This is a genomic window from Pedobacter sp. (assembly GCF_040513095.1).
Lineage (GTDB): Bacteria > Bacteroidota > Bacteroidia > Sphingobacteriales > Sphingobacteriaceae > Pedobacter.
This window is the reverse complement of record NZ_JBEVDX010000136.1, coordinates 1-23,780: the sequence shown is the minus strand read 5'-3', so window position 1 is coordinate 23,780 and position 23,780 is coordinate 1. Positions and strand designations below refer to the sequence as shown.

At 43.2% G+C, this 23,780-nt stretch carries 18 protein-coding genes; 14 read left to right on the top strand and 4 right to left on the bottom strand.

Annotated features, from left to right (window positions below; all coding sequences use genetic code 11):
- Window positions 1-225: 225 nt before the first annotated feature.
- The 4 genes from ABWY16_RS15485 to ABWY16_RS15470 all read left to right on the top strand — a co-directional run bounded on the left by ABWY16_RS15485 (window position 226) and on the right by ABWY16_RS15470 (window position 5,610).
- Complete coding sequence (locus ABWY16_RS15485; RefSeq protein ID WP_353905556.1) at window positions 226-1,518, top strand: nucleoside hydrolase-like domain-containing protein; 1,293 nt, start codon at window positions 226-228, stop codon at window positions 1,516-1,518.
- A gap of 192 nt (window positions 1,519-1,710) precedes the next feature.
- The gene (locus ABWY16_RS15480) at window positions 1,711-4,116 is read left to right on the top strand and encodes a TonB-dependent siderophore receptor (RefSeq protein WP_353905555.1); all 2,406 of its coding nucleotides are present in this window, start codon (window positions 1,711-1,713) and stop codon (window positions 4,114-4,116) included.
- Between the two features lie 156 nt (window positions 4,117-4,272).
- Window positions 4,273-4,707: a rhodanese-like domain-containing protein gene (locus ABWY16_RS15475; protein ID WP_353905554.1), complete on the top strand. Its 435-nt coding sequence runs from the start codon at window positions 4,273-4,275 to the stop codon at window positions 4,705-4,707.
- A gap of 177 nt (window positions 4,708-4,884) precedes the next feature.
- Window positions 4,885-5,610, top strand: a complete 726-nt coding sequence (locus tag ABWY16_RS15470) for a DUF3891 family protein (protein ID WP_353905553.1) — start codon at window positions 4,885-4,887, stop codon at window positions 5,608-5,610.
- Here the strand turns inward: ABWY16_RS15470 and ABWY16_RS15465 are convergent.
- Window positions 5,600-5,992 carry a hypothetical protein gene (locus tag ABWY16_RS15465; protein WP_353905552.1) on the bottom strand — a complete coding sequence of 131 codons (393 nt, stop codon included), beginning with the start codon at window positions 5,990-5,992 and terminating at the stop codon, window positions 5,600-5,602. The two genes, ABWY16_RS15470 and ABWY16_RS15465, sit on opposite strands and share 11 nt — an antisense overlap.
- 78 nt (window positions 5,993-6,070) lie before the next feature.
- Here ABWY16_RS15465 and ABWY16_RS15460 point away from each other — a divergent pair, with 78 nt between their 5' ends.
- Window positions 6,071-7,405: a Gfo/Idh/MocA family protein gene (locus ABWY16_RS15460; protein WP_353905551.1), complete on the top strand. Its 1,335-nt coding sequence runs from the start codon at window positions 6,071-6,073 to the stop codon at window positions 7,403-7,405.
- Window positions 7,406-7,524: 119 nt separating this feature from the next.
- On the opposite strand, the gene ABWY16_RS15455 is transcribed toward ABWY16_RS15460, so the two are convergent.
- From ABWY16_RS15455 to ABWY16_RS15445, 3 genes are all read right to left on the bottom strand, one after another.
- Window positions 7,525-8,115: a DUF4142 domain-containing protein gene (locus ABWY16_RS15455; RefSeq protein WP_353905550.1), complete on the bottom strand. Its 591-nt coding sequence runs from the start codon at window positions 8,113-8,115 to the stop codon at window positions 7,525-7,527.
- 133 nt (window positions 8,116-8,248) lie between these two features.
- A complete protein-coding gene (locus ABWY16_RS15450; RefSeq protein ID WP_353905549.1) occupies window positions 8,249-8,725 on the bottom strand; it encodes a DUF1003 domain-containing protein in 477 nt (158 codons plus the stop codon).
- 41 nt (window positions 8,726-8,766) lie between these two features.
- The gene (locus ABWY16_RS15445; RefSeq protein WP_353905548.1) at window positions 8,767-10,041 is read right to left on the bottom strand and encodes an oligogalacturonate lyase family protein; all 1,275 of its coding nucleotides are present in this window, start codon (window positions 10,039-10,041) and stop codon (window positions 8,767-8,769) included.
- Window positions 10,042-10,345: 304 nt separating this feature from the next.
- On the opposite strand from ABWY16_RS15445, the gene ABWY16_RS15440 reads away from it, so the two are divergent.
- From ABWY16_RS15440 to ABWY16_RS15400, 9 genes are all read left to right on the top strand, one after another.
- Window positions 10,346-11,662, top strand: coding sequence for a sensor histidine kinase (locus ABWY16_RS15440; RefSeq protein ID WP_353905547.1), 1,317 nt, complete (start codon window positions 10,346-10,348; stop codon window positions 11,660-11,662).
- 4 nt (window positions 11,663-11,666) lie between these two features.
- Window positions 11,667-12,125, top strand: a complete 459-nt coding sequence (locus ABWY16_RS15435) for a response regulator (protein WP_353905546.1) — start codon at window positions 11,667-11,669, stop codon at window positions 12,123-12,125.
- A gap of 9 nt (window positions 12,126-12,134) precedes the next feature.
- On the top strand, window positions 12,135-14,366 hold the full coding sequence (locus tag ABWY16_RS15430; protein WP_353905545.1) for a PAS domain S-box protein: 2,232 nt from the start codon (window positions 12,135-12,137) through the stop codon (window positions 14,364-14,366).
- Window positions 14,367-14,502: 136 nt separating this feature from the next.
- A complete protein-coding gene (locus ABWY16_RS15425; RefSeq protein WP_353905544.1) occupies window positions 14,503-15,084 on the top strand; it encodes an RNA polymerase sigma factor in 582 nt (193 codons plus the stop codon).
- Between the two features lie 66 nt (window positions 15,085-15,150).
- Entirely contained in the window at window positions 15,151-16,176 is a 1,026-nt protein-coding gene (locus tag ABWY16_RS15420) for a FecR family protein (protein ID WP_353905543.1), read from the top strand.
- Between the two features lie 140 nt (window positions 16,177-16,316).
- Complete coding sequence (locus ABWY16_RS15415; protein ID WP_353905542.1) at window positions 16,317-19,859, top strand: SusC/RagA family TonB-linked outer membrane protein; 3,543 nt, start codon at window positions 16,317-16,319, stop codon at window positions 19,857-19,859.
- Window positions 19,860-19,911: 52 nt separating this feature from the next.
- The gene (locus ABWY16_RS15410; RefSeq protein ID WP_353905541.1) at window positions 19,912-21,699 is read left to right on the top strand and encodes a RagB/SusD family nutrient uptake outer membrane protein; all 1,788 of its coding nucleotides are present in this window, start codon (window positions 19,912-19,914) and stop codon (window positions 21,697-21,699) included.
- Window positions 21,700-21,794: 95 nt separating this feature from the next.
- Window positions 21,795-22,922, top strand: a complete 1,128-nt coding sequence (locus tag ABWY16_RS15405; protein ID WP_353905540.1) for an acyltransferase family protein — start codon at window positions 21,795-21,797, stop codon at window positions 22,920-22,922.
- Between the two features lie 73 nt (window positions 22,923-22,995).
- A partial coding sequence (locus tag ABWY16_RS15400; protein ID WP_353905539.1) for a quinone oxidoreductase family protein occupies window positions 22,996-23,780 on the top strand: 785 nt, incomplete at its 3' end.

The window sequence follows — 23,780 nt, the reverse complement described above, 5'->3', positions numbered from 1 at the left end:
TTAGGCAGTTGTGCCGGTAGCTCCAACAAAAATTAACCTTAATAGTTTCTACTTTCCAAATCTCGTATAAGGCAACAAATGCTTTCAAAGCATATTCTACTGTGGCAAGATTAATTGTTATCTATCATGGACAACCTGACTGCAAACGATTGCACAGATATTTTCAAGCCCGGGACCTGAAAATCAGCCGAAAGTATGTAAGATTGTCCAACCGAATATAGTCTTATGAATAAACTGATCCCTGTTATCCTTCTTGTTTTGTTCTCTTTTAAACTAAGTGCACAGAAGCCTGTTCCCGTAAAACCCCGCGTGCTGATCAGTACTGATATTGGCGGCACAGACCCCGATGATAACCAGTCAATGGCGCACCTGCTAATGTACAACAACCTTTTTCATGTGGAGGGGCTGGTTTCATCTCCATCGTATGGCAACGGAACAAAAGGCGAGATCCTGAGAATGATCGGCCTCTATGAAAAAGATTTGCCCAAACTGCAGCAGCATGTGAAAAACTTTGCTTCACCTGATGAACTCAGGGCTGTGACTAAACAGGGAAGGCATGGTGCCGCGCCATATAAAGGATATGATCAACCTTCCGAAGGATCGGACTGGATCATCAAATGTGCTAAAAAACAAAGTGATCAGCCTTTGTGGATACTGGTGTGGGGAGGACTGGAAGACCTTGCACAGGCTTTGCATGATGCGCCTGAAATCAGGAACAGGATTAAAGTTTACTTCATCGGAGGACCGAACAAAAAATGGTCTGCAAACAGTTATGCCTATATCGCGCAGCATTTCCCAGATCTGTGGTTTATAGAATCGAACTCGTCCTATTACGGATTTTTCTCTTCCAATAAAGTGCCCGACAGCCTGAGCAATCAGAATTACTATAAGAACTACATCCGCGAAGTGGGATATCTGGGTAAGGATTATAAGAACAACCACTATCAGGGAAGGGTTAAAATGGGGGATACGCCATCACTGCTCTATATGATGGATGGAGACCCGCTTGATCCGTCGCGGGAAAACTGGGGCGGCAGTTATGAGAAGTTTGACAGCAGTCCACGGATTGTATTTAACCGAAATACGACCATTGCAGATACGTTGACTGTATACTCTATTGTCGAATTTCATTTCAAAGGCCCGAAGATCAATATTCCTGCTGATTCTGCATGTTTTACCATGACAGTACAGGCCGAAATCGGGGAGCAGAAATGGGATGGCTTCTATCTGGGCAAGGGTGATTACGTAATCAGGTATTCCCCGAAACGAACTGAGAAGCTGTCATACAAAGTGACCTCTGGTATTCCAGGCTTCAGGGAACAAAAAGGGGAGTTTGTAGTGGATAATATCTGGCCGGGGAAAGCTCGGGTCACAAATTATCGATTAGGCAAAAACTGGTACACGGATAGGAGAGATCCGGAACTTTTCGATGGCATTTATCAGGGTGGAGAAACAGTAAGAAAATGGAGAAGCAATATCTTATTGGATTGGGCGAAACGCTGGGAATGGTTGCGGTAATCTTCTTTCATTTAGAAAATTTATATCATAATTTTATGTTTAAATCGTTAAAGTGAAAATTAATAGTAAATTATAAGCTTCGAATCCTATTGTCATGATAGTGTCTTATTTATAATCGTTAAAGATAACGACGTAGATTGTAAGATTCTTGTTTTATGTTTGTGCGTAAAATCATTCTAAATAAACATAAATATGGAAAAAATCTACAAAAATTGTCTTGTTCTTTTGATGGCCACATTCCTCAGTGTGACATCATTTGCACAGAATAAAACGGGTACCATTACCGGAACCGTCCGTACCTCTGATGGAGTTTCTGCTGATGCTGTAGAGGTCTCGATCAAAGGAATAGCAAATACTACGGCCGACAGAAAAGGAAACTACACACTGAAGGATGTTCCTGCAGGTTCTTATACAGTCACAGCAAGGTTAGTAGGATTGAAACCCAGTTCAGCTCCGGTAACAGTGACTGCTGGCGGTACTGTATCCCTTGATCTGATGCTTCAGGCTTCGAATCAGCAATTGCAGGAAATTGTAATCAGTCAGGGAAAAAAGAACAAGTTTTTTTCAAAGGAAAGCAGCTTTGTTTCCAAAATGCCCTTAAAAAATCTGGAGAACCCTCAGGTTTATTCTGTAATCAACAAGGAACTGCTTGCTGATCAGATCGTCACTAATTTTGATGATGCCTTGAAGAATGCTCCAGGTCTGGATAAACTATGGTCATCTTCAGGAAGGTCCGGAGATGGAGCCGGTTATTTCACATTAAGGGGGTTCGCAGTACAGCCTACACTGGTTAACGGTTTGCCAGGTTTGACGAACGGAAGTCTGGATGTATCGAATGTGGAGCGTATTGAAGTTTTGAAAGGCCCCTCCGGTACACTCTTTGGCAGTAGCCTGGTTTCGTATGGTGGTTTGATCAACACTGTGACAAAACAGCCTTTTGATACCAGAGCCGTAGAAATAAGTTACACCGCAGGAAGTTACGGACTGAACCGCATTACAGCGGATGTGAATACCCCACTGGATTCTGCGCATAAGATTTTGTTCAGAATGAACGCCGCTTATCATGATGAAAGCAGTTTCCAGGATGCTGGTTTCAGAAAGTCGAGGTTCTTTGCACCTTCATTGTCCTACCAGTTGAACGACAGGGTTTCATTCCTGTTTAATGCGCAGTTTCTGCAGTCTGAAGGTACCAACCCAACGATGTTGTTCTTTAATAGAAGCGTTGCGCTGAGATCAACTGATTTAGCAGCTTTGGGTTACTACAACAGAAAATCATATACCACAAATGATCTGACGATGAAAAACCCGGTAACGACTATCCAGGCGCAGATGAACTATAAGATGTCTGATCAATGGCGTTCGCAGACTATTATCTCACGTGGTACTACAAAATCAGATGGTTATTACAGTTATTTGTTTGAAGGTACTACAGCCGCGGGAGTTGCTCCTGTTACTGGAAATGGTATTTTCAGCAGATATATCACCGATCAGAACTCGACTACCGAAACTACTGATATTCAGCAGAACTTCATTGGCGATTTTACCATTGGCAATATGCGTAACCGTGTAGTTGCCGGTTTGGATTACTTTTATGCTGCATCTATAAATAACAGTTCAAATTATGCACTTGCAGGTACTGTAAATCCGTTGGTAAATGCGGCGGAGAACCTGTCAAAACAAAAGATTGACGACCTGATATCGGTTGCAGGATACGGGGGGAGCACAAGGACAACCCGTGAAGTTTACAGTGCATATGTTTCTGATGTATTTAACCTGACTTCAGCACTTTCCGTAATGGCAAGTATTCGTGCCGACCGCTTCCAGAACAGTGGTCTAAGTACCGCGCCGGCTTCCAAATATGGTCAGACTGCCTTTTCTCCGAAATTCGGTTTGGTTTATCAGCTGCTGAAAGACCAGCTCTCTGTATTTGGTAATTACATGAATGGATTTAAAAACGTGGCACCGGTTAACGCGAATGTGAACGGAGCCAATACAATTGTAAACTTTGATCCTGAGCATGCCAACCAGGCTGAAGCTGGTATTAAATCTGATCTGTTTGACGGTAAATTATCTGGTTCATTGAGTTACTATGATATCAAGGTTTCTAATATTGTGCTGACTACTGCACCCAACCAATACTCACAGGGTGGTGATCAGTACAGTAAAGGTTTTGAAGCACAGCTTACTGCAAATCCTTTTGAGGGACTGAACATTATCGCAGGTTATGCTAAAAACAAAAGCAGACTGACAAATGCCCTGGCAAACCTTGAAGGAAGAAGACCAGTTGGTGCAGGGCCGGAAGATCTCGCTAACCTTTGGATCAGCTACAAAATTACCAGCGGATCTGTAAAAGGATTAGGATTTGGTTTTGGCGGAAATTACTCAGGTAAAAGTAGCATTGTGAATGATGCTACAGTAGGGGTGTTTACCTTGCCTTCTTACACTATTTTGAATGCTTCTGCTTCATACGGAATAAACCAGTTTTCATTCGGGTTGAAACTGAATAATTTGGCTAACAAAGAGTATTATAAAGGCTGGACTACCCTGGAGCCAATGCAGCCACGTATGGTTGCTGGTAATGTTACGTACAGGTTCTAAAGAATTTTATATCTATGAAGAGCTGCATGATCGAAAGACGTGCAGCTTTTTTTATGCCGCCCATCTTGTTTTTTTATTTGCATAAAAAAGCCTTTGATGTTTTCTGTAGCGCTCAAAACGATTATTCGACTATATTAGCACTACAAGACTTCTGTTATGAAATTATTATTCACTGTTTTACTCTTTATCGGTGCAGCCACCGTATCTCATGCCCAGGTTACACCAACGTTACAAATGAACCCCTGGAAGCAGGAACAAGTAATGCAACCACAAACTCTTGCAGGATTAATTGATGCCCATAAACAGCTGAAAATTTACAACATTGGCGTAGTCCAGAACATTAAAGGAGCAAGCAATGTAGGAGCAGCAAGCGATAGCGCTAATCTTGTAAAGTTTAAAGCGGTGCTGAAACATCTTCCTAAGAACCAACAGATTGTAATTTACTGCGGATGCTGCCCAATGGGCAAATGCCCGAACATCAGGCCCGCCTTTGAGGTCTTGTCTGATATGAAGTTCAGCAACATAAACGTACTGGATCTTCATACAAACCTCAAAACGGACTGGATTGATAAAGGTTACCCTATTGAATAGGATTGCTTGATTATAGCAGCATAGCTTCTCCTCGGATTTTGTGAACTCAAATTACTATCCGTAAAACTTTCGAGGATTTATTATCAAGCAGGGCTTCTGCTGTGGCTGCCCTTTTTGTTCACCGTAAAACTTTCTGATACATTTCAGGTTGTGTATCATTGGTTCATTCTGCATTATATGATAGTTAATTATTCTGAAAACGGTTGGGAAATCATTACACAACGCTCACACGGCCTGCTTGCTGCGCAGATTTGTGCACAGTGGCGGAAGGATGACCAGCCAAAACGCTGGGTAGAAACACTGATCGCTACCGCTGAACATGATGATGTTTACAATGAGTTTGAAAATGATAATTTATTAAATGATAAAGGCGGCCCCGTTAATTTTATCAATACTGGCTTTGAAAAAGATCATTGTGAACGACTGATGGGGATGGCCGAAACCAAGAGCGCTTATATAGCATTGCTGACTTCCAGACATATTCAGTTTATACATGCCGCAGACCCGAAGGCCAAAAGTTTTATAGCAGATCTTATCAAAAGAGAAAAACAGTGGATAATCGCCGCGCAGAGTACTCAGGCCGAAGTCAAAAGGGGATATGCAGTCCTGCAATTTTGTGATGCATTCTCGTTGTTGATTTGTCAGGGTCTGGTACAACCGGAACACCGTAAAATTGAAATCAGCAGCGGCCCGGACGGCACGGTTTACCAGATGTTCGAGCAGGATGCTACGCTGATCGTTGAGCCATGGCCTTTTGAAGAGGCTTCCTTTGAACTGAGTTATGAATCAAGAAATCTGCCTGCACTAACTTATAGAAGTACTTCGCAATTTCGCAAAGCAATTGCGGAGGCAGAAGTTTCTACTCATAACATAATGTTAAGGAGCAATCGTTCTAAAGATTAAACCAGCCCGTTACCCATTGCCATGATACCCTCGGCATTGCCCCTAAAAGTTCCAGTGAAATGGCGAAGATTGGTAAGACAAGGTACGCCCATATAGGATATTTGAATTGCGTTGACGTTCCCTGAACAAAAACTTTCAATGCTGCGAACACTTTTTGTTTATAATGCACCAGTATTAAGGTGGTCAGCAGTAAATAGAACAATAATCTCGTCGTAAAGGGTGTGTTAAGACCAATAAATGACATGTCCCATATTAAAATATTCATCCAGATCGGAATAGATAGAAAGGCACCTAAAATAACTGTGCGGTTATACAGTAGAAGCCCTGCGGTAATGATCTGAGAAATTCCAATGAAAGATTTGAATTGTTCATGATCAGCCATTTCAAATATCTGCTACAAAACTCAAAACAATAATCCTTCTGACCAGTTGTCGAAACATAAACATTCTTAGCGAAATTTATGGAAGAGAACGGAACAGCAGCAAAAAAAGAAAATATATCAAGAAAGGACTTTTTATCCTTAACAGGGAAAACAGTAGCCGCGGGTGCGGCGGGATCTATTGCTCTCGGCGGACTTCTGCCAAACGAATTATGGGCACAAAGTACAACCAGGGCAATGTCGCCACCAGCAGATATACCACCCGGTACAGAAGACCCCATTGTGCTGGAAGAATGGAAATCTGCCGTAGACCAGCAATCCGGCCCTACGCCAACACCACTGCCTCCAGGCATGCGTATCAGATATGCAATAGTTGGATTAGGCCATCTTGCACTCGAAGAAATTATCCCCGCTTTAGGATCCTGCAAAAAATCCAAACTTACCGCACTGGTGAGCGGCAGTCCTGAGAAAATGAAAAAGGTTGCAGCACAGTACGGTATCAAAGCAGAAAACTGTTACAGTTACCAAACTTATGATCAGCTAAAAAACAACAGGGAAGTAGATGTCATCTACATTGTCCTGCCAAATTCACTGCATAAAGAATACGTGATACGCGGTGCAAAAGCAGGCAAACATATCCTATGTGAAAAGCCAATGGCTGTATCCTCAAAAGAATGCGAAGAAATGATCGAAGCCTGTGAAGCCGCTAAGGTGAAACTGATGATCGCCTACCGTATTCAGTATCAGCCCCACAACAGAAAACTAAGAGAACTGGTGCAGCAAAAGACCTTTGGCGTCCCAAAATTTATTGAAGCATCAAATTCGCAAAGCAGTGCCAACCCTGCACACTGGCGTCATAAAAAAGCCCTGGCCGGAGGTGGTGCTTTACCCGATATCGGTTTGTACTGCCTGAATACCAATCGCTTTATCCTGGGAGAAGAGCCCACAGAAGTATTTGCTTACTCATACAGCACTCCGGGCAATCCCTTGTTTACTGAAGTGGAGGAGCTGATTTCATGGCAGATGCGCTTCCCAAGCGGGGTCATTGCCAACTGTTCATCGGATTATAATGTGCACGAAAGTCGCCACTACAGGGTCTTATGTGAAAAAGGCTGGCTGAATATGGACAAGGCCTACGCCTACAAAGGACAAAAGTTAATGACGGCAAAAGCGGAAGGCAAAATGGAAAAACAGGAGGAAATCGGACTGGCGGAAAACGATCAGTTTGCTGCGGAAATGGACCACTTCTCTGACTGCATCCTGAATAACAAACGTCCGTTTACGCCAGGTGAAGAAGGCTTGCAGGATCATATTGTAATGGAAGCCATCTACCAATCGGCCAGAGAGGGTAAACCTGTAAAGCTCACACATAACCTGAAAAGCACAATGCGTGGTCCGGAGCCAAAAACAGAATAATAAATTCTCATTGCTTCTGTTTATCAGGACAGTTCCGGATCAACAACTTTTCTGGACTAAAGGAGAATAAAAAACCAGTACTTTATTCAGGATAAGGTACTGGTTTAATAATGTATGCATTATTTAACGTCCTTTTTGATTGCAGTTGCTGAATCAAGGTGCATTTTCAGCACCGGCAGTGTTTTAGCAGCAAAGGCTTTAATTTCAGTATCTTTCAGATCTTTCGCTGCCATTTCAAACTGATCAATATCATCTTTATGGTCATCAGTCATCATACTGATATAATGCTTGTCAAACTCTTTACCACTTAATTTTTTCATCTCATCAATATGCTCCTGAATTTTAGCTGGCATTTTTGAGGGGATGATAATGCTTTTGGCACTGGCCAGATCCATCAGCTCCTTATTAGACTTTGAATGATCTTTAACCATCATAGCACCAAAATTTTTCACACGGGGACTTAAAGCTCTTTCCTGCGCGAGATGTCCAAGTTCAACTTCCATGAGGCCACCTGCGGCTGCCTTTAATGCGAAAGCGGTAACGCTGTTGCCAGCAGTGTCTGAGGGCGTATTAATTGAAGTATCCGAAGTTGTTGCGGCAATGCTGTCGCCCGCAGTGGTATTACCTGTTGATGATTTATCACCACTACTGCAGGAATACATTGTGACCATTGCCGTGGCCGCCAAAAAAGTTAAATTGATTTTTTTCATAGCTGTTGTTTTTTTTGGCTTAACAAGCTATCCTTTTCAATTGTTTTGATAGTTGGCTGTTACAACATTCATTGATAAGTTGTGTTGTTTCAGCTGATCCATGGGGCAGCTGAAATAGAACCAGTTTCCTGTTTCATTGCTCCGCCTCCCTGTGGAGTTGCTCAATATCGGTCGTCTCTTTCATTTTCTCTAACTCAGTGTCATTATCCTCAATACCCAGTTTTTTCTGTATCACGTGGAGCATCTCCAAAACTTTCGTGATTTCTTTCTCTGCCCTGATATTGATCTCAAACTCAACCTGCTGATTGATTTTCTCCAGTCTGGCCTGTCTTTTTTGACTAATCAACACTGATATTGACAATATAATGGCGAAAATTGAAACCACCATCTCCAATTCAGGAAAAGGAAAGCGGTCGAAAGGTTTGATTCCCGGAACCAAATTTAAGTTACAGCAGATCCAAAGGACAATAAAGATTGCACAAACCAATAGAAACAGGACACTGCCAAATGTATTAGTGATGAATAAAGAGACTTTGTCGTTATGATTTTTAAGTATACGGGGTTTATTAGCACCGATATCTTGTCCGGGACCTATCTCGTTGATCTGCATAAACTTTGATTTATTATTCACAGGCAAAGCTGATGCCAAGGCTAATCTCCTTTCTGAAGATTGTTCTTTGCGCTTTTTGCGATCTCTACAGCGTAAGTCTGGATAGTTCCCTCGAAATTGCCGCCAAAAACTATCCATTTTCCATCCGGTGTAATATGCACATTTGGTTCTAACCCCTTGGTTTGTGGTTTTTCGCGGTAAATGTGTGCCCGCATATCGACCAGCTTTTCTGATCTGAACTTTGTGCCCTCGGGATGGAACAAATAAATCCACTGTCCGTTTTTAGCCCTCGCAACCTGTGTAGAATCACCTCCATCACCGGCGAAGAAGTCATTTTCAGGTGATACCGCAAAATGTATAGACCATTCGTCGGCAGTCATTTGGTAGGTAGCAACAGATTTACCGCTTTGTACGTTTGTGCCCGAAAGGAAAAACGTTTTTCCTTTTGGCTTTTGGAGATCAAACCAAATGGTCTTGCCATCCGGTGCGAAGAATTCGTGTCCGGCAATTTCATTTTGCATGCTCCGCTTGTGCATCAGCAGCAATTCTTCCGTTTTGATATTGTAGCGCCAGATCCTGTCTACTTTCTCCCATGGGCCTTCGTGGCAGAACAAAAGAATGTCCGGATCCACCGGTGAAAACTGGACATGGCCAAGCCAGTTGTTCTCTTCATGGACTTTTTTACTTATGCCTGTACGCAGATCAAAAGTAGTGATGGTATTCAGCAGGTGTGCGTCATAGATCCGGTTAAAATAATCGGACTTTGCCGGATACTGTTTCAGGATAGCTGCCTGCTCTGGCGTTGAACTTCCGGCAGCTACCATTGTGGCATCAGCCGTTACAGTTGACAAGCCTACTTTTTCACCAGGTTTTATTACATACAGCAACCTGATTTTCTTTGTATCAGGATTCCCTGCATATATACTGTCAGCGGCCTGAAATATAAATTCATGGGTTTTTTGCGCACTGGTGGAAGCCAGGGTTTTCGGCGAAGGCCCAAAAGTCAGCTGATCAGATTTAAAGGTCTTCATATTTAACGCAAAAACCTGACGGACATTTTTGCTGTCAACATCCATAAATACCATTTTGTCACCGAGGCCGTCCGGCGCAACAAAGAAGGGGTTATTGTGAAAATACCAGTTTTTAATGGCATTGCCTGTCGGACCTGTCAGACGCACAATTTTATGGCCTGTTTCTTTATCTATCCAAACATCGGGCATTGGTTTAAGGGAACCTGTTACAAGAGTTTGCTGGGCAAAGATGCCGGTTGCAAACATATTGAATAAGCATACTGATAAAATAGTTATTTTCTTCATCGGTAGATGTGTTTAAGAATTCTTTTTCCTACAAGTTATCAATTACGGCAGACAATTTATCCTCAAAGTTTTGATAAGCATCCGATTCCCACTGATCAAATAAAATATTATCAGTACGTTAATCCACTCCCTGCGGTTGTGAAAGCAGTTTATTTTCAAAATATAAAAAATATTTATAAGGTTAACCGCGTAAAATGATATATTAGTGCAAGCGTTTGATTGATAGTCTCAACAGTTACCATCTTAGCAATCCGGAATTCCGCATTATACCCTATTATATCACCCAAGTTCTCAATTTATTCTCATGCAAAAAACAAAAAAGAAAGACATGTCCAGTGTGCCCACCGAGGAACTTGCTTTTCAGCATGAGGAAAAAGAAAACCGGGCAGCTGAACTGATCATTGCGAATAAGGAGCTGGCTTTTCAAAACGGCGAGAAGAAGGAGAGGGCAGCTGAACTGATCATTGCCAATAAAGAACTTGCCTTTCAGAAAGAGGAGAAAAAGAAGCGCGCAGAAGAATTGGTAATTGCCAATAAAGAACTGGCCTTCCAAACCGAGGAGAAAGAAGACAGGGCCGCCGAGCTGCTCATTGCCAATAAAGAACTGATTTTTCAGAACGAGGAAAAAGAAAACCGGGCGGCCGAACTGATCATCGCCAATAAAGAGCTGGCCTTCCAGAATGAGGAGAAGGAAAACAGGGCAGCCGAACTGATCATCGCCAATAAGGAGCTGGCCTTCCAGAATGAAGAAAAGGAAAACAGGGCAGCCGAACTGATCATTGCCAATAAAGAGCTGGCTTTCCAGAATGAAGAAAAAGAAAACCGTGCTGCTGAACTGATCATTGCCAATGAGCATTTGAAAAAGGCAGAGCAGCAGATTGCAGAATTGAACATCGGACTTGAACAGAAAATCATAGAGCGTACAGCACAGCTGGAAGCTGCAAATAAAGAACTTGAATCCTTTTCATATTCTGTTTCACACGATTTAAGAGCACCGCTTCGCGCCATTAACGGCTTTACCCAGATTTTGGTAGAAGATTATGAAAATCAGCTGGATCCGGATGCGCTGGAGATTTTAAATGAAATTGTAGGCAACTCCACCAGAATGGGACAGCTGATTGATAACCTGCTGGAATTTTCGCGGTTCGGCAAACAAAACCTCTCCATGGTGAATATCAACGTTACGGAAATGGTAGAATCCATTGTTGCGGGACTGCTTAAGGAAGATTCAGACAGGCATGTAAGTATCAAGATCCATCCCCTGGAGAACATTAAAGGGGATAAAAACATGTTAAAGCAGGTATTTATTAACTTGATATCAAACGCATTTAAATATACCGGCAAAAAAAGCGAAGCCATCATCGAAATTGGTTCCTACGGGAAACACAGGCAGTCGGTCTACTATGTGAAAGACAATGGCGCAGGATTCGACATGAAGTATTACGATAAACTATATGGCGTTTTTCAGCGTCTCCACAGTTCCAACGAATTTGAAGGAACGGGCGTAGGCCTGGCCATCATCCAGCGTATCATTAACAAACACAACGGATCAGCATGGGCTGAAGGAGTAGTGGGCCAGGGCGCATGTTTTTATATTTCCTTACCAACCTTGATCAAATAATAAAATGACAGCAGAAGAAATGACCATTACAGATATCCAAATCCTTTTGGTAGAAGACAATAAATCAGATGCTATGTTAACTATCAGGGCATTAAAAAAACATAACCTGGCCAATAACCTGGTACATCTGATCGATGGGGCACAGGCACTGGACTTTATCTTCGGAAAGGGAGAATTTGAGGGCAGGGACGTGGAGAACAAACCCAAAGTCATCTTCCTTGATATCAAAATGCCAAAAATAAGCGGACTTGAAGTACTCCGTATCCTTAAAAGTGATGAGAGGACGAAACTGATACCAGTGGTTATGATGACCTCCTCCAAGCAGGAAAAGGATATCATGGAAAGCCATCAGCTGGGGGTAAATAGTTATGTCGTAAAACCAGTAGGCTTTGAGAATTTCTCCAAAACTATTGCTGAACTCGGATTTTATTGGGTGGCAATTAACAACTCACCGGAATTTTAATCGGATGGTATGCAAACTAGACTGAAAATATTACACCTCGAAGATCTGTTCAGTGATGCCGAACTGGTAAACAGGACTTTGAAAAAAGCAAAGTTCGACTTTGAAAGACTGGTGGTAGACAACAGGGAAAACTTCATTAAAGCTTTAACCGACTTTGCTCCGGATATTATTCTTTCTGACCATTCACTGCCTGCCTTCAACTCTCATGAAGCCCTGTCTATCTTTAAAACCATGGGGCTGAACATTCCGTTTATCCTGATCACCGCCACCATCTCAGAAGAGTTTGCGGTCGACGTGATCAAACGGGGAGCGGACGATTATATTCTGAAGGACAGACTTGAAAGGTTACCTACTGCGCTGGCAAATGCACTCGAAAAGTTTCAGCTTCTGAAAGACCATCAAAGTGTGCAGGATGATCTGGTTAGAAATGAAACGTTATTTCGCGCTTTGATAGAAAACAGTGCCGATGCTATTATCGTGATCAATGAGCGGATGGAGTTTGGCTATCAGAGTCCTGCAGTAGAAAGGATTACAGGATTCGACTATACTGAATTAGTTGGTAAAATTTTATTTGACTTCATTCACCCGGATGATCTGGAAGATTATCACCTGTTTTTTGAACAGGTGTTGCAGCTGCCGGGAATCGCTATCGCCAATAAGTTCCGTTTTCTGAGAAAAAAACTGGACTATATTCATACTGATGGAACCATCACCAACCTGCTGCATGATAAAAATGTAAATGCGCTGGTGATCAACTTCCGCGACAATACCAAAAAACTGAAAGCCGAGGATGAAAAAAAAGCATTGGAAGTCTTACTGGATAAAGCCACCAGTCTGGCCCGTATCGGGAGTTATGAGCTCGATATAGTAAACGATAAACTTTACTGGTCTGGCATTACCAAACAAATTCATGAGGTAGATGAGGACTATATTCCTACCGTTGATTCAGCTACCAGCTTTTACAAAGCGGGGTTCAGCAGGGAAACAATTATCGATCAGCTAAATAAGACAATAACCAGCGGAAAGACTCTCGATCTGGAACTGCAGATTGTTACCGCAAAAGGCAATGAACGCTGGGTCCGGATCATTAGTGAGCCGGATATCATCAACGGTAAATGTGTCAAAGTAAGAGGCAGCTTTCAGGATATAAACATGCTTAAACTGGCCGAACTCGAACTGCTGAAAGTTGCGGAAGAGAAGAACATGATCCTGGAAAGTATTGGTGATGGTTTTTTCACCCTTGATGCCAATTGGATCGTTACCTACTGGAACAAAGAAGCCGAGAACATTCTCCAGAAAAAACGGGAAGAGGTGATCGGCAGGAATATCTGGGATCTCTATGACAATGCGATCGGCACCCTCAACCACCTGAATGCGCTCCAGGCCGCCAATGAAAATAAGGTGCAAAATTATGAGTGGTATGTGGAAAGCCTGCATTGCTGGCTCGATGTTACGGTATATCCATCTTCTAAAGGATTGTCTATATTTTTCAAGGACATCACTGACCGTAAACTGGGCGAGATGGAAAGGACAAAAATGGTATCAGATATATTAAAGCGGAACAATGACCTGGAACAGTTCTCCTACATCATTTCACATAACCTGCGGGCACCTGTCGCAAATATCATCGGTCTGGCAGAGGAGTTAATTAGGGAAGAGGTAAGCAAGGGAGAAGATAACCAGGTGATGGACTACCTGCTTGCCTCCACAAAACAGCTGGATACGGTCATCAAAGACCTCAATACCATCCTTCAGGTTAAACGTGAGATCGTAGAACATAAAGAGGTCATTAAACTCTCCAAACTCGTAGAAGAGGTTTTAACCTACCTGCCAAACCTGATCAGGCAGCAGAAAGTGAAGTTCATTATCGACTTCAGTGCCGGAGACGAACTGTTTACCCTGAAAAGTTTCATGCACAGCATTTTTTATAATCTCATCTCCAATAGTATCAAATACCGCCAGGCGGTATTTAACCCAATCATTGAAATCAAAAGTGAAAGAAGAGGAAACAAATTCATTCTGATCTTTTCAGATAATGGCATAGGTATAGACCTTGTGAAAAACAAAGGCCAGGTTTTTGGATTGTATAAACGTTTTCATAGTCATGTTGAAGGAAAAGGAATGGGACTATTTATGGTAAAAACACAGATAGAAACGCTGGGGGGTAGCATATCAGTAGAAAGTGCGGTAAACCAGGGTACGCAGTTCAGACTGGAGCTGAACCTGAATCCGCCGGTTTAATGCAAATTGTCCTGCTAATATTTCATTAATGCACAATAATATTGATTTTTAGAATCTTTTGTGTGCTATAATAATGAAATTCAGTCTCATATTTGAAAATATATAATTAGATTTGGGTATAACAGACTGAAACCGCATGGATTATACGCTCTTATCTGATTCTTCTCTCGTCAAGCTCCTGAAAGATGGCGATGAAAGGGTTTTTAAAGAGATTTATCTGCGGTATTGGAAGGAATTATACAAAACGGCCTATTCAAAAGTCCATGATAAAGAGCTTGCCGAGGAAATGACGCAAAACTTATTTGTTGATCTGTGGAACAGGAGGCTAAATGTACATATCGATTCACTAGCCTCTTATTTATTTGGCAGCCTCAGGTACGGGATTATTAATCACTATAAGTCTCAACTGGTTAAACAAAAATACAACAGCCATCTCAGCGCCCAGCCTTTGCGTAATACTAATAGTACAGATGAACAGGTTTTACTGCGCGATCTTTCAGCTGCACTGGAGGAAGGAATAGCATTACTGCCGAAAAAAACAGGCGCAGTCTTTAAACTTAGCCGGATGGAAAACCGTTCAACGAAAGAAATATCCCGGGAATTGAATATTTCTGAGAAATCTGTAGAATATCATATCACGCAGTCCTTAAAAGCGATGCGTTTCCACCTCAAAGAACATCTTTTCCTGATTATCTGCTTATTTATTCATAATATTTAAAATTTATCATAATAAATTTTAGGGATATGGTCTGCTAAACTTACATATAGTTTAAAAGCCGTTAAAATGAGCAGGGAAGACCTTCATACCTTATTGGAAAGATATCTTAAAAACCAGTCTTCTCCTGAGGAAAAGCTGCTCGTTGAAAAACTATACGGAATGCTGGATAAAGAAGACCTGCCGGAAGTTATTCCAGATGAACTTTCTGCGCTTGAGGAGAAACTCTGGCACAATATCAAACAGCAATCAGCTGTGTCAGATAACCATCAGTATAGAAATGGTCCTGGAACGCGATTGTGGTATGCTGCGGCTGTAATTTCAGTAATTTCTTTGCTCGCAGGTTATATATTTCTGGCTGATGCCCGAAATCCACAATATACCGCTTTTCAGAAATATGCCGATTTGCTGGAAAAGACGAATAGCGGCAAGACCCCACTTGGCATTAATCTGGAGGATGGAAGTAAAGTTGTTTTACAGCCTAAATCATCACTGCGCTATCCGGCGCATTTTAAACCAGGCCAGCGTGAAGTACTGCTACATGGAGAAGGATATTTTCTGATCAGCAAGAATCATAAAAGGCCATTTTTTGTCTACAGCAATAATGTCATTACCCGGGTAGTAGGAACCAGTTTCACTGTCAGATCGGGGAACAGCACAGCGCCGTCGGAAGTAATTGTAAGAACAGGAAAAGTGGTTGTCATACCCAATCAGGACAGGCGCCTGAGTTTATCAGAACTGTTCAGAAAACAGGCGAAAGCAGTGCTTACCCCAAATCAGAAAACTGTTTATTCGCCGGATAAAGGAAGTTTTGAGAATTCTCTTGTTCCGGAACCTCTACCTTCAGCAGATGCCCTGGGGACAAAAAATCAGGACGTATTTGAAGATACACCCTTAACAGAAGTAGTGGCAGCGCTCCAGCGGACCTACGGAATTGAGATTGTCATTAAGGACCAGAGTCTGCGGCGCAATACCTTTACAGGTGACATTTCCAACAGGGGTTTATATAAAAAGATAGACCTCATCTGTAGCGCTATGGGAGCCGGATATGTGATTTCGGGAACAAGAATCATCATTCAGGAAAAAAAAAGATAACCTTATTATAATCAGCCTATGATCAAATTAAACCTGACCTAAACCATCCACCAAAAAAAAGCTGGCAATGTTCCCCAACATTGCCAGTTAAACATCTCTGTACGGAATTTTCACATTAACGAACAAAAACTTCTAAAGGTATGAATAAAAAGCGATTTGTTGCTTTAATCAAAACAGCAATGCGGGTAACCATGGCACAAGTATTTCTGGGAATAGTATTCACCTGCTCCTCATTCGCCAAGAATGTAAGGGGTCAGGAGATACTGAATAAAGAAATCTCTATCAATATCAGGCAGGGAAAGATCAAAACGGTCCTTTCTCAGCTACAAAATCTAACTAAGGTCAATTTCATCTATAGTGCTACGGTCATAGGTGCTGAGCGTAAAATATCAGTAGAGGCAGCCCACATGCGGCTGGGTACCTTTCTGGATCAGACCTTAAGTCCTCTTCACATCTTTTACAAGGTAGATGATGACCATATCCTCCTATTTGAAAATGAAGGTTCGGCAGCCAAAGTGCAGTCGCCGGTAAAGGGAAAGGTGACCTCCGAAAAAGGTGTTCCCTTACCGGGTGTAAGCGTAAATATCAAGGGAACGCGAATCGGAACCACTACGGATGTCAACGGAAATTACACGATCAACGCTGCAGGACCAGATGTTGTACTGGTATTTTCCTATATAGGTTTTACCGGAAAGGAGATCCCTTTAAATGGTCAGACGGTGATGAATGCACAGCTTACTGAAGAGCTGACATCTCTTGGCGAGGTAGTGGTTGTGGGATATTCCACGCAAAGGAAAAAAGACCTGACCAGTGCTGTATCTGTTGTGAACGTTGGAGACATGGTTAAACAGCCTTCAGCATCCGTGAATAATCTCCTGCAGGGACAAGCCTCAGGTGTTACCGTATTGGGATCGGGCCAGCCAGGTGAAGAACCACAGGTAAGGATCAGGGGAGTAAACACATTCGGTAATAACAATCCATTATATGTAGTAGATGGAGTACCTACAGGAAGCATCAGCGACCTCAATCCGAATGATATTGAGACTATGCAGGTGCTGAAAGATGCAGGATCGGCTTCTATCTATGGTTCAAGAGCTTCCAATGGGGTAATCGTGATCACTACGAAAAAAGGAAAGGGAAAAGTACAGGTGGCATACGATTCCTATGTTGGAACGCAACGGCCTAAAGGCGGCAATGTATGGGACGTGCTGAATCCGCAGGAAATGGCCGATCTGAAGCGTTTGGCGCAGACAAATTCGGGAGTAACTGATTTCAATGATCCGCTGTATGGAAGTGGCTCATCGTATGTATTACCGGATTATTTGTTGCCCGAAGGAGCAAAAGAAGGAGATCCGGCAACGGATCCTTCACTATACAATGTGAAACCTTTTTACACCTCATCTGATGAGTACAATTCATTTTACAGGATCACCCGCGCCAACAAGGAGGGTACGGACTGGTACCACGAAATTTTCAAACCGGCACCAATCACCAGTCAGAATATTGCTGTCAGTGGAGGCTCTGATCAGGGCAGCTATCTGTTTTCTGCAAATTACTTCAACCAGCAGGGAACCCTCATTGATACTTATCTGAAAAGATACACCGTACGATCGAACAGCCAGTACAATGTAAGCAAACACATCAGAGTGGGCGAAAACATGGCTTATTCCATCACCAACAACCCTCAGGTTTCATCCCTGAGTGGCGACAATGCAATTGGTCATGCTTTCCGCGAGCAACCGATTATCCCCGTGCATGATATCATGGGTAATTATGCAGGAACCTATGGAGGAGATCTGGGGGATGCTTTCAATCCGGTAGCAATGCTTGAACGTACCAAAAACGACAGGTCTGCTGATAACCGCCTTTTTGGGAATGTTTTCGCAGAGGCCGACCTAGCAGATTTCCTTACCCTGCGAACTCAGTTCGGTGGAGAATCGTACAGTGGAAACGCACATTCCTTCACTTATCCAATGTACGAAAATGGTGAAAATACAACTATCAACAGCTACAACGAGTCTTCGTACAGCGGTTACAATTATACCTGGACCAATACGCTGTCACTAAATAAGACATTTGGCAAGCACCGCATCAAAGCTGTTGTGGGAAGTGAATACTATAAAGACCGTTACAGCAACATGAGCGGAAGCAACCAGGGGTATTTCTCTTTTGATCCGGATTATACCAATCTCTCTACAGGAAGTGGTCCCAAGAATACAGATAGCTACCGTACTGCCAGTACTTTATTCTCGCTTATAGGAAGAGTAGATTACAGCTTTAACGATAAATATCTTTTGGGCGCAACCATTCGCCGGGATGGCTCATCCAAATTCCTGGATAATAAATACGGATGGTTTCCTGCAGTAAGTGCCGGCTGGAGACTATCACAGGAGAATTTCCTGAAAGATGTGAAATGGATTACCGATCTGAAGCTGCGCGGAGGATACGGGATCATGGGCAACCAGGTAAATGTTACAGGCGGAAATGCCTACACGACCTTCGGAAGTTCGATCGCCAATTCTTACTACGCGATCAATGGCGGGAACACCGTTGTTTCCGGATTCTACCAAAACCAGATAGGCAATCCCGGTGCGAAATGGGAAAAAGATATCAACTCCAACTTTGGTTTTGATGCCACATTATTTGGCGGCCATATTGATATTTCTGCAGATTACTACCGTAAAAATATTACAGACCTGCTGTACAATCCCGAAGTACTGGCCACAGCAGGAGCAGCTTCAGTTCCTTTTGTAAATATCGGGAAAATGAAAAATGACGGTTTCGACATCTCCCTTTCGGGTAATACAAAGCTGAGCAGGGACCTGAAGCTAAACGCAACAGCAACAATCACTACTTACAGAAACACTATCCAGAAAATTTCAGGGGATGCCGATTATTTTGATGTAGACTCCCGCCGTTTTGATGGAAGCAGCATTATCCGCAATCAGGTGGGGCATTCTATCAGTCAGTTCTTTGGCTATAAAACCGATGGCTTCTGGAACAGTCAGGCCGAGATAGATGCCGCCAATGCCAGGGTTACCACAGCATCCGGCAATGCGAACGATGTGTATCAGACAGATATGGGGGTAGGGCGCTTCAAATATGCCGATACCAATGGTGATGGCAAAATTACAGCTGACGACCGCACCTTTCTGGGCAACGCCAATCCTGATTTCAGTTATGGCCTTAACCTGGGCTTGACGTACAAACACTGGGATGTAAGTGTTTTCCTGTATGGTGTACAGGGAAATTCAATCTGGAACCAGGTAAAATGGTGGACAGATTTTGAACCTTCTTTCAACGGCGCAAAGAGCCACACCGCACTCTACGATTCCTGGACGCCGTCACACATGGACGCGAAAGCACCTATTCAGGAAACAGCAAATTCATTCAGTACAAATGCTGTCCCTAATTCGTACTTCGTAGAAAACGGATCTTACCTGAGGCTCAAGAATGCGCAGATAGGCTATACGATCAATTCTGCGCGATTGATGAAAGCCGGTGTCAGCAAATTGAGGGTTTATGTTTCGGGGGCTAACTTGTTTACGATCACCAAATATTCTGGTGTTGATCCTGAGATCGGAACTTCCAGCGAAACCGGACAGCAGACCGCATATGGCGTTGATGACGGTTCTTACCCAAGTCAGCGTACATTTTTATTTGGCTTAAACCTTACTTTTTAATCATCTATTGAACAGGCTTATCCTGGCCTGAACACCTTAATTTACAAAACAGATGAAAAAATATACATACATTATACTTATACTATCAGTATTCACGGGCCTCACTTTGAATTCCTGTAAAAAAGCTTTGGACCAGCCACCATTGGGTTCACTCAGTGAAGAACTGGTAGCCAACAAAAGCGGCGTAAACTCTTTACTCATCGGTGCTTATTCAGCATTGGACGGTACAGGAAGTGACGGTACCAGTTTAGGCGGAGGTTCTGCCTGGGAAGCATCTCCAAGTAACTGGGTTTTGGGATCTATCACATCAGGTGATGCCTCAAAAGGCAGTGACGGATCTGACCAGCCGGCGATTGACCCCATTGCCAATTTTTACGCTGATGCGAACAATGTTTTTTTCAACAGCAAGTGGAAGGCATTATATGAAGGGGTTTCCCGCACAAATAATGTGATCAGGCTGCTGGCGAAAGCTACAGATATCTCTGCTGATGAGGCTAAAAATATCTCGGCCCAGGCGCGTTTCTTAAGGGCTCACTATTATTTTGAGTTGAAAAAAGCCTGGAACATGGTTCCGTTGATTGATGAAAGTACGACCAATTACAACCAGCCCAATGACAAAGACCTATGGCCTGTAATTACCGCTGATCTTCAGTATGCTTATGATAACCTGCCTGCCACTCAGTCTGAGATAGGAAGGGTAAACAAATCCGCCGCTGGCGCTTACCTGGCCAAAGCTTATTTGTATCAGCATAAATATGCAGAAGCTAAAGTATTGTTTGATCAGGTGATTGCCTCCGGAGTAACCACCAGTGGACAGAAATATGACCTGAACGCTTCGTTTGAGGATAATTTCCTGCCAAGCAAGGAAGACAATCCTGAGGTTGTGTTTACTATAGAAATGGCAGCTAATGTTGATCCCTCTGGTCCTTCAAATGCCAATAACGGTGACTTCCTGAATTTTCCCTATGGCAGCAGTCCCTTTGGTTGCTGTGGTTTTTTCCAGCCAACCATAGACCTGGTGAACCATTTCAGGACCAATCCTGCAACAGGACTTCCGTACCTGAGTACATACAATGATTATGCTATCAAAAATGATATGGGTGTTTTAGGCACAGCACCTTTTACACCAGATCAGGGCACCCTGGACCCAAGGCTCGACTGGACAGCAGGAAGACGCGGGATACCCTATCTGGATTGGGGATATTATCCTGGTGAACCATGGATCAGAGACCAGAGTTATGGAGGCCCTTACGGACCTAAAAAGAATATCTACTGGCAGGCTACTGCCGCTACTGATGCCGACTTAACCTCATGGGCTCCGGGATCAGCAATTAATTACCTTGTCATCCGCTTTGCAGATGTGTTGTTAATGGCAGCCGAATGTGATGCCCAGCTGGGAAACCTGTCCATTGCCCAAAGTTACGTGAACAGGGTTAGGGCCCGGGCAGCAAACAAAGTGGGATGGGTGTACAAGTACAAAGATGATACTAATCCCCTTGCAGGTTTCTCCGACACTCCCGCAGCCAACTATCTCGTTAGCGAGTATCCTGCAGGCGATTTTGCAAGTGGCGGTAAAGATTATGCCTTGAGTGCTATATATTACGAGCGAAAAATCGAGCTGGCAATGGAAGGTCACCGCTTCTTCGATCTGGTAAGATGGGGAATTGCTGCCAAAGAGATCAATGCCTACTTCAGCTACCAGGGCAAACTTACTTCTGATGTGAGAAGAGGAAATTTCCTGACCGGCAAAAATGAATATTTTCCGATTCCACAGCGTCAGATTGACCTGAGCTTATCAGGAGGGGCTAAAGTCTTAAAACAGAACCCGGGATATAACTAGATCGTAGTACAACGGAAACCGGATATAAAAAGGATCGCTATAACAAGAAGCTCGAAGTATAGCGACACCGGAAAAATTTAAATCATATTGAACTAATGACGACACCAACAACAGAACGATTCCTTTCCCTGGATGTATTCAGAGGCATGGCACTATGCTTCATGATTATTGTGAATACTCCGGGGAGCGGATCTTTACCATTTGACATGCTTGAACATGCACCATGGCATGGCTTTACGCCAACGGATCTTGTTTTCCCCTCTTTTCTTTTTGCCGTGGGCAATGCCATGAGCTTTTCAATGAAGAAATTTGAAACCATGGATAACGCTAAAGTGCTGCTGAGGATTTTTAAGCGTACCTTCCTGATCTTTTTAATCGGTTACCTGATGTACTGGTTCCCCTTCTTTAGCTACGACGCACAGGGACACATGATTGCAAGACCAATATCACATACCAGGATCTTCGGTGTGCTGCAAAGAATAGCGCTTTGCTTTGGGATTGCATCTTTGATGGTGCATTACCTGTCCAAAAGAGTTGTGATCTGGACAAGTATATTGTTTTTGCTGGGCTACTGGGCTATTCTTTTGTTTTACGGAAGTCCTGGGGATGAATTATCAATGACGGGCAATGCGGGGCTCTTCCTCGATAAATATATCCTGGGTGACCTGCACCTGTACCATGGTGAAGGAATTCCGTTCGATCCGGAAGGAATTTTAAGTACTGTTCCTTCAATAGTTAATGTGATCGTAGGTTACTTTGCAGGAAAGTTTATCATTGAAAATGGCAAAGGGTATGAAAGTATTGCCAAACTGTTGCTCGTTGGTGCTTTGTTTGTGGTGATTGCGGTATTCTGGAACAGTGTTCTGCCGATCAACAAGAAAATCTGGACAAGCTCTTTTGTGATGGTCACTACAGGTATAGATATGGTGATTACTGGGGCCTTGCTATACATTATAGAGATCAGGAAATCAGTTAGCTGGACCAGATTTTTCGTCATCTTCGGCAAAAACCCATTGTTTATTTACATCGTGGCGGGTATGCTGATGGAGATCATAGATCTTATTTTTCCGCAGGCGCACTTTTATCACTGGGTGAATGCAAATTTTTATCAGGTGATTGCACCGGGGCGGATCGGCTCTTTGCTGTTTGCACTCAGCTTTATGCTGGTATGCTGGCTGGTAGGGTATATTCTTGACAAAAAGAAAATTTACATCAGGGTCTGATCCGGATAAGATATTTGAATCTATTTGTCCAAAGCTTTGTTCTACCAGTATAATATCAAAGACAAATAGAAAAATGAAGGCAGCAATTTATGATCAGCCCGGAAAACCGGAAGTGTTATATTATACCGAACTACCTGATCCCGTTCCGGGAGAGGGCGAAATTTTGATAAAAGTTGAAGCGATCAGCATCGAAGGTGGCGACATCGGAACGCGCCGTTCTACTCCTCCTGCATACAAGGGGCAGGTTGGCGGTTATGCAGCATCAGGCGAAGTCCTGGAACTTGGACCTGGGGTGACTGAATTTGAGGTAGGACAGAAAGTGACAACGTTTGCATTTTCTGGATCCCATTCATCGCTTCGTGCGGTTCCGGCATCACAATCCTGGGCTGTGCCCGAAGGAATGGACATGCAGCTGGAAGCGGCAGCGCTAATTGGCTGCGGAACTGCTGCTCAGGCATTGGCTCAGGCTGATCTAAAAGCAGGGGAAACAGTATTGGTATTAGGGGCAGCAGGTGGAGTAGGGATCCCTACATTACAATTGGCGTCGAAACTGGGTGCACGAATATTGGGAACAGGCAGCAGTGCTGAGACACTTGAAGAGTTGCGCAATTATGGGCTTTCTGATCCTATTGTGCTGGATGGCACTCCGATAGATCAGAAAGTGAAAGCGATATTGGAAGGTAAAGGTGTTGATGTACTTATTGATACGGTTGGTGTTGCCGACCTGCAGGATGTACTTTCTGCTGTAAAAGATGGAGGAAGGGTAGTAGTGCTTGGCGCATTCGAATCATCAAAAGCTACCTTGAGTACAATGCATATTCTTGGTCACAGGTTAGTGATACATGGTTGTTTGCTGGG

What these genes read in the sequence shown, in the direction of transcription:
- ABWY16_RS15465 (WP_353905552.1), bottom strand. Translation starts at nt 5,992, where the DNA reads ATGGCTGATCATGAACAATTCAAATCTTTCATTGGAATTTCTCAGATC.
- ABWY16_RS15435 (WP_353905546.1), top strand. Translation starts at nt 11,667, where the DNA reads ATGACAGCAGAAGAAATGACCATTACAGATATCCAAATCCTTTTGGTA.
- ABWY16_RS15460 (WP_353905551.1), top strand. Translation starts at nt 6,071, where the DNA reads ATGGAAGAGAACGGAACAGCAGCAAAAAAAGAAAATATATCAAGAAAG.
- ABWY16_RS15475 (WP_353905554.1), top strand. Translation starts at nt 4,273, where the DNA reads ATGAAATTATTATTCACTGTTTTACTCTTTATCGGTGCAGCCACCGTA.
- ABWY16_RS15415 (WP_353905542.1), top strand. Translation starts at nt 16,317, where the DNA reads ATGAATAAAAAGCGATTTGTTGCTTTAATCAAAACAGCAATGCGGGTA.
- ABWY16_RS15405 (WP_353905540.1), top strand. Translation starts at nt 21,795, where the DNA reads ATGACGACACCAACAACAGAACGATTCCTTTCCCTGGATGTATTCAGA.
- ABWY16_RS15420 (WP_353905543.1), top strand. Translation starts at nt 15,151, where the DNA reads ATGAGCAGGGAAGACCTTCATACCTTATTGGAAAGATATCTTAAAAAC.
- ABWY16_RS15445 (WP_353905548.1), bottom strand. Translation starts at nt 10,041, where the DNA reads ATGAAGAAAATAACTATTTTATCAGTATGCTTATTCAATATGTTTGCA.
- ABWY16_RS15455 (WP_353905550.1), bottom strand. Translation starts at nt 8,115, where the DNA reads ATGAAAAAAATCAATTTAACTTTTTTGGCGGCCACGGCAATGGTCACA.
- ABWY16_RS15410 (WP_353905541.1), top strand. Translation starts at nt 19,912, where the DNA reads ATGAAAAAATATACATACATTATACTTATACTATCAGTATTCACGGGC.
- ABWY16_RS15480 (WP_353905555.1), top strand. Translation starts at nt 1,711, where the DNA reads ATGGAAAAAATCTACAAAAATTGTCTTGTTCTTTTGATGGCCACATTC.
- ABWY16_RS15425 (WP_353905544.1), top strand. Translation starts at nt 14,503, where the DNA reads ATGGATTATACGCTCTTATCTGATTCTTCTCTCGTCAAGCTCCTGAAA.
- ABWY16_RS15440 (WP_353905547.1), top strand. Translation starts at nt 10,346, where the DNA reads ATGCAAAAAACAAAAAAGAAAGACATGTCCAGTGTGCCCACCGAGGAA.
- ABWY16_RS15430 (WP_353905545.1), top strand. Translation starts at nt 12,135, where the DNA reads ATGCAAACTAGACTGAAAATATTACACCTCGAAGATCTGTTCAGTGAT.
- ABWY16_RS15450 (WP_353905549.1), bottom strand. Translation starts at nt 8,725, where the DNA reads ATGCAGATCAACGAGATAGGTCCCGGACAAGATATCGGTGCTAATAAA.
- ABWY16_RS15485 (WP_353905556.1), top strand. Translation starts at nt 226, where the DNA reads ATGAATAAACTGATCCCTGTTATCCTTCTTGTTTTGTTCTCTTTTAAA.
- ABWY16_RS15470 (WP_353905553.1), top strand. Translation starts at nt 4,885, where the DNA reads ATGATAGTTAATTATTCTGAAAACGGTTGGGAAATCATTACACAACGC.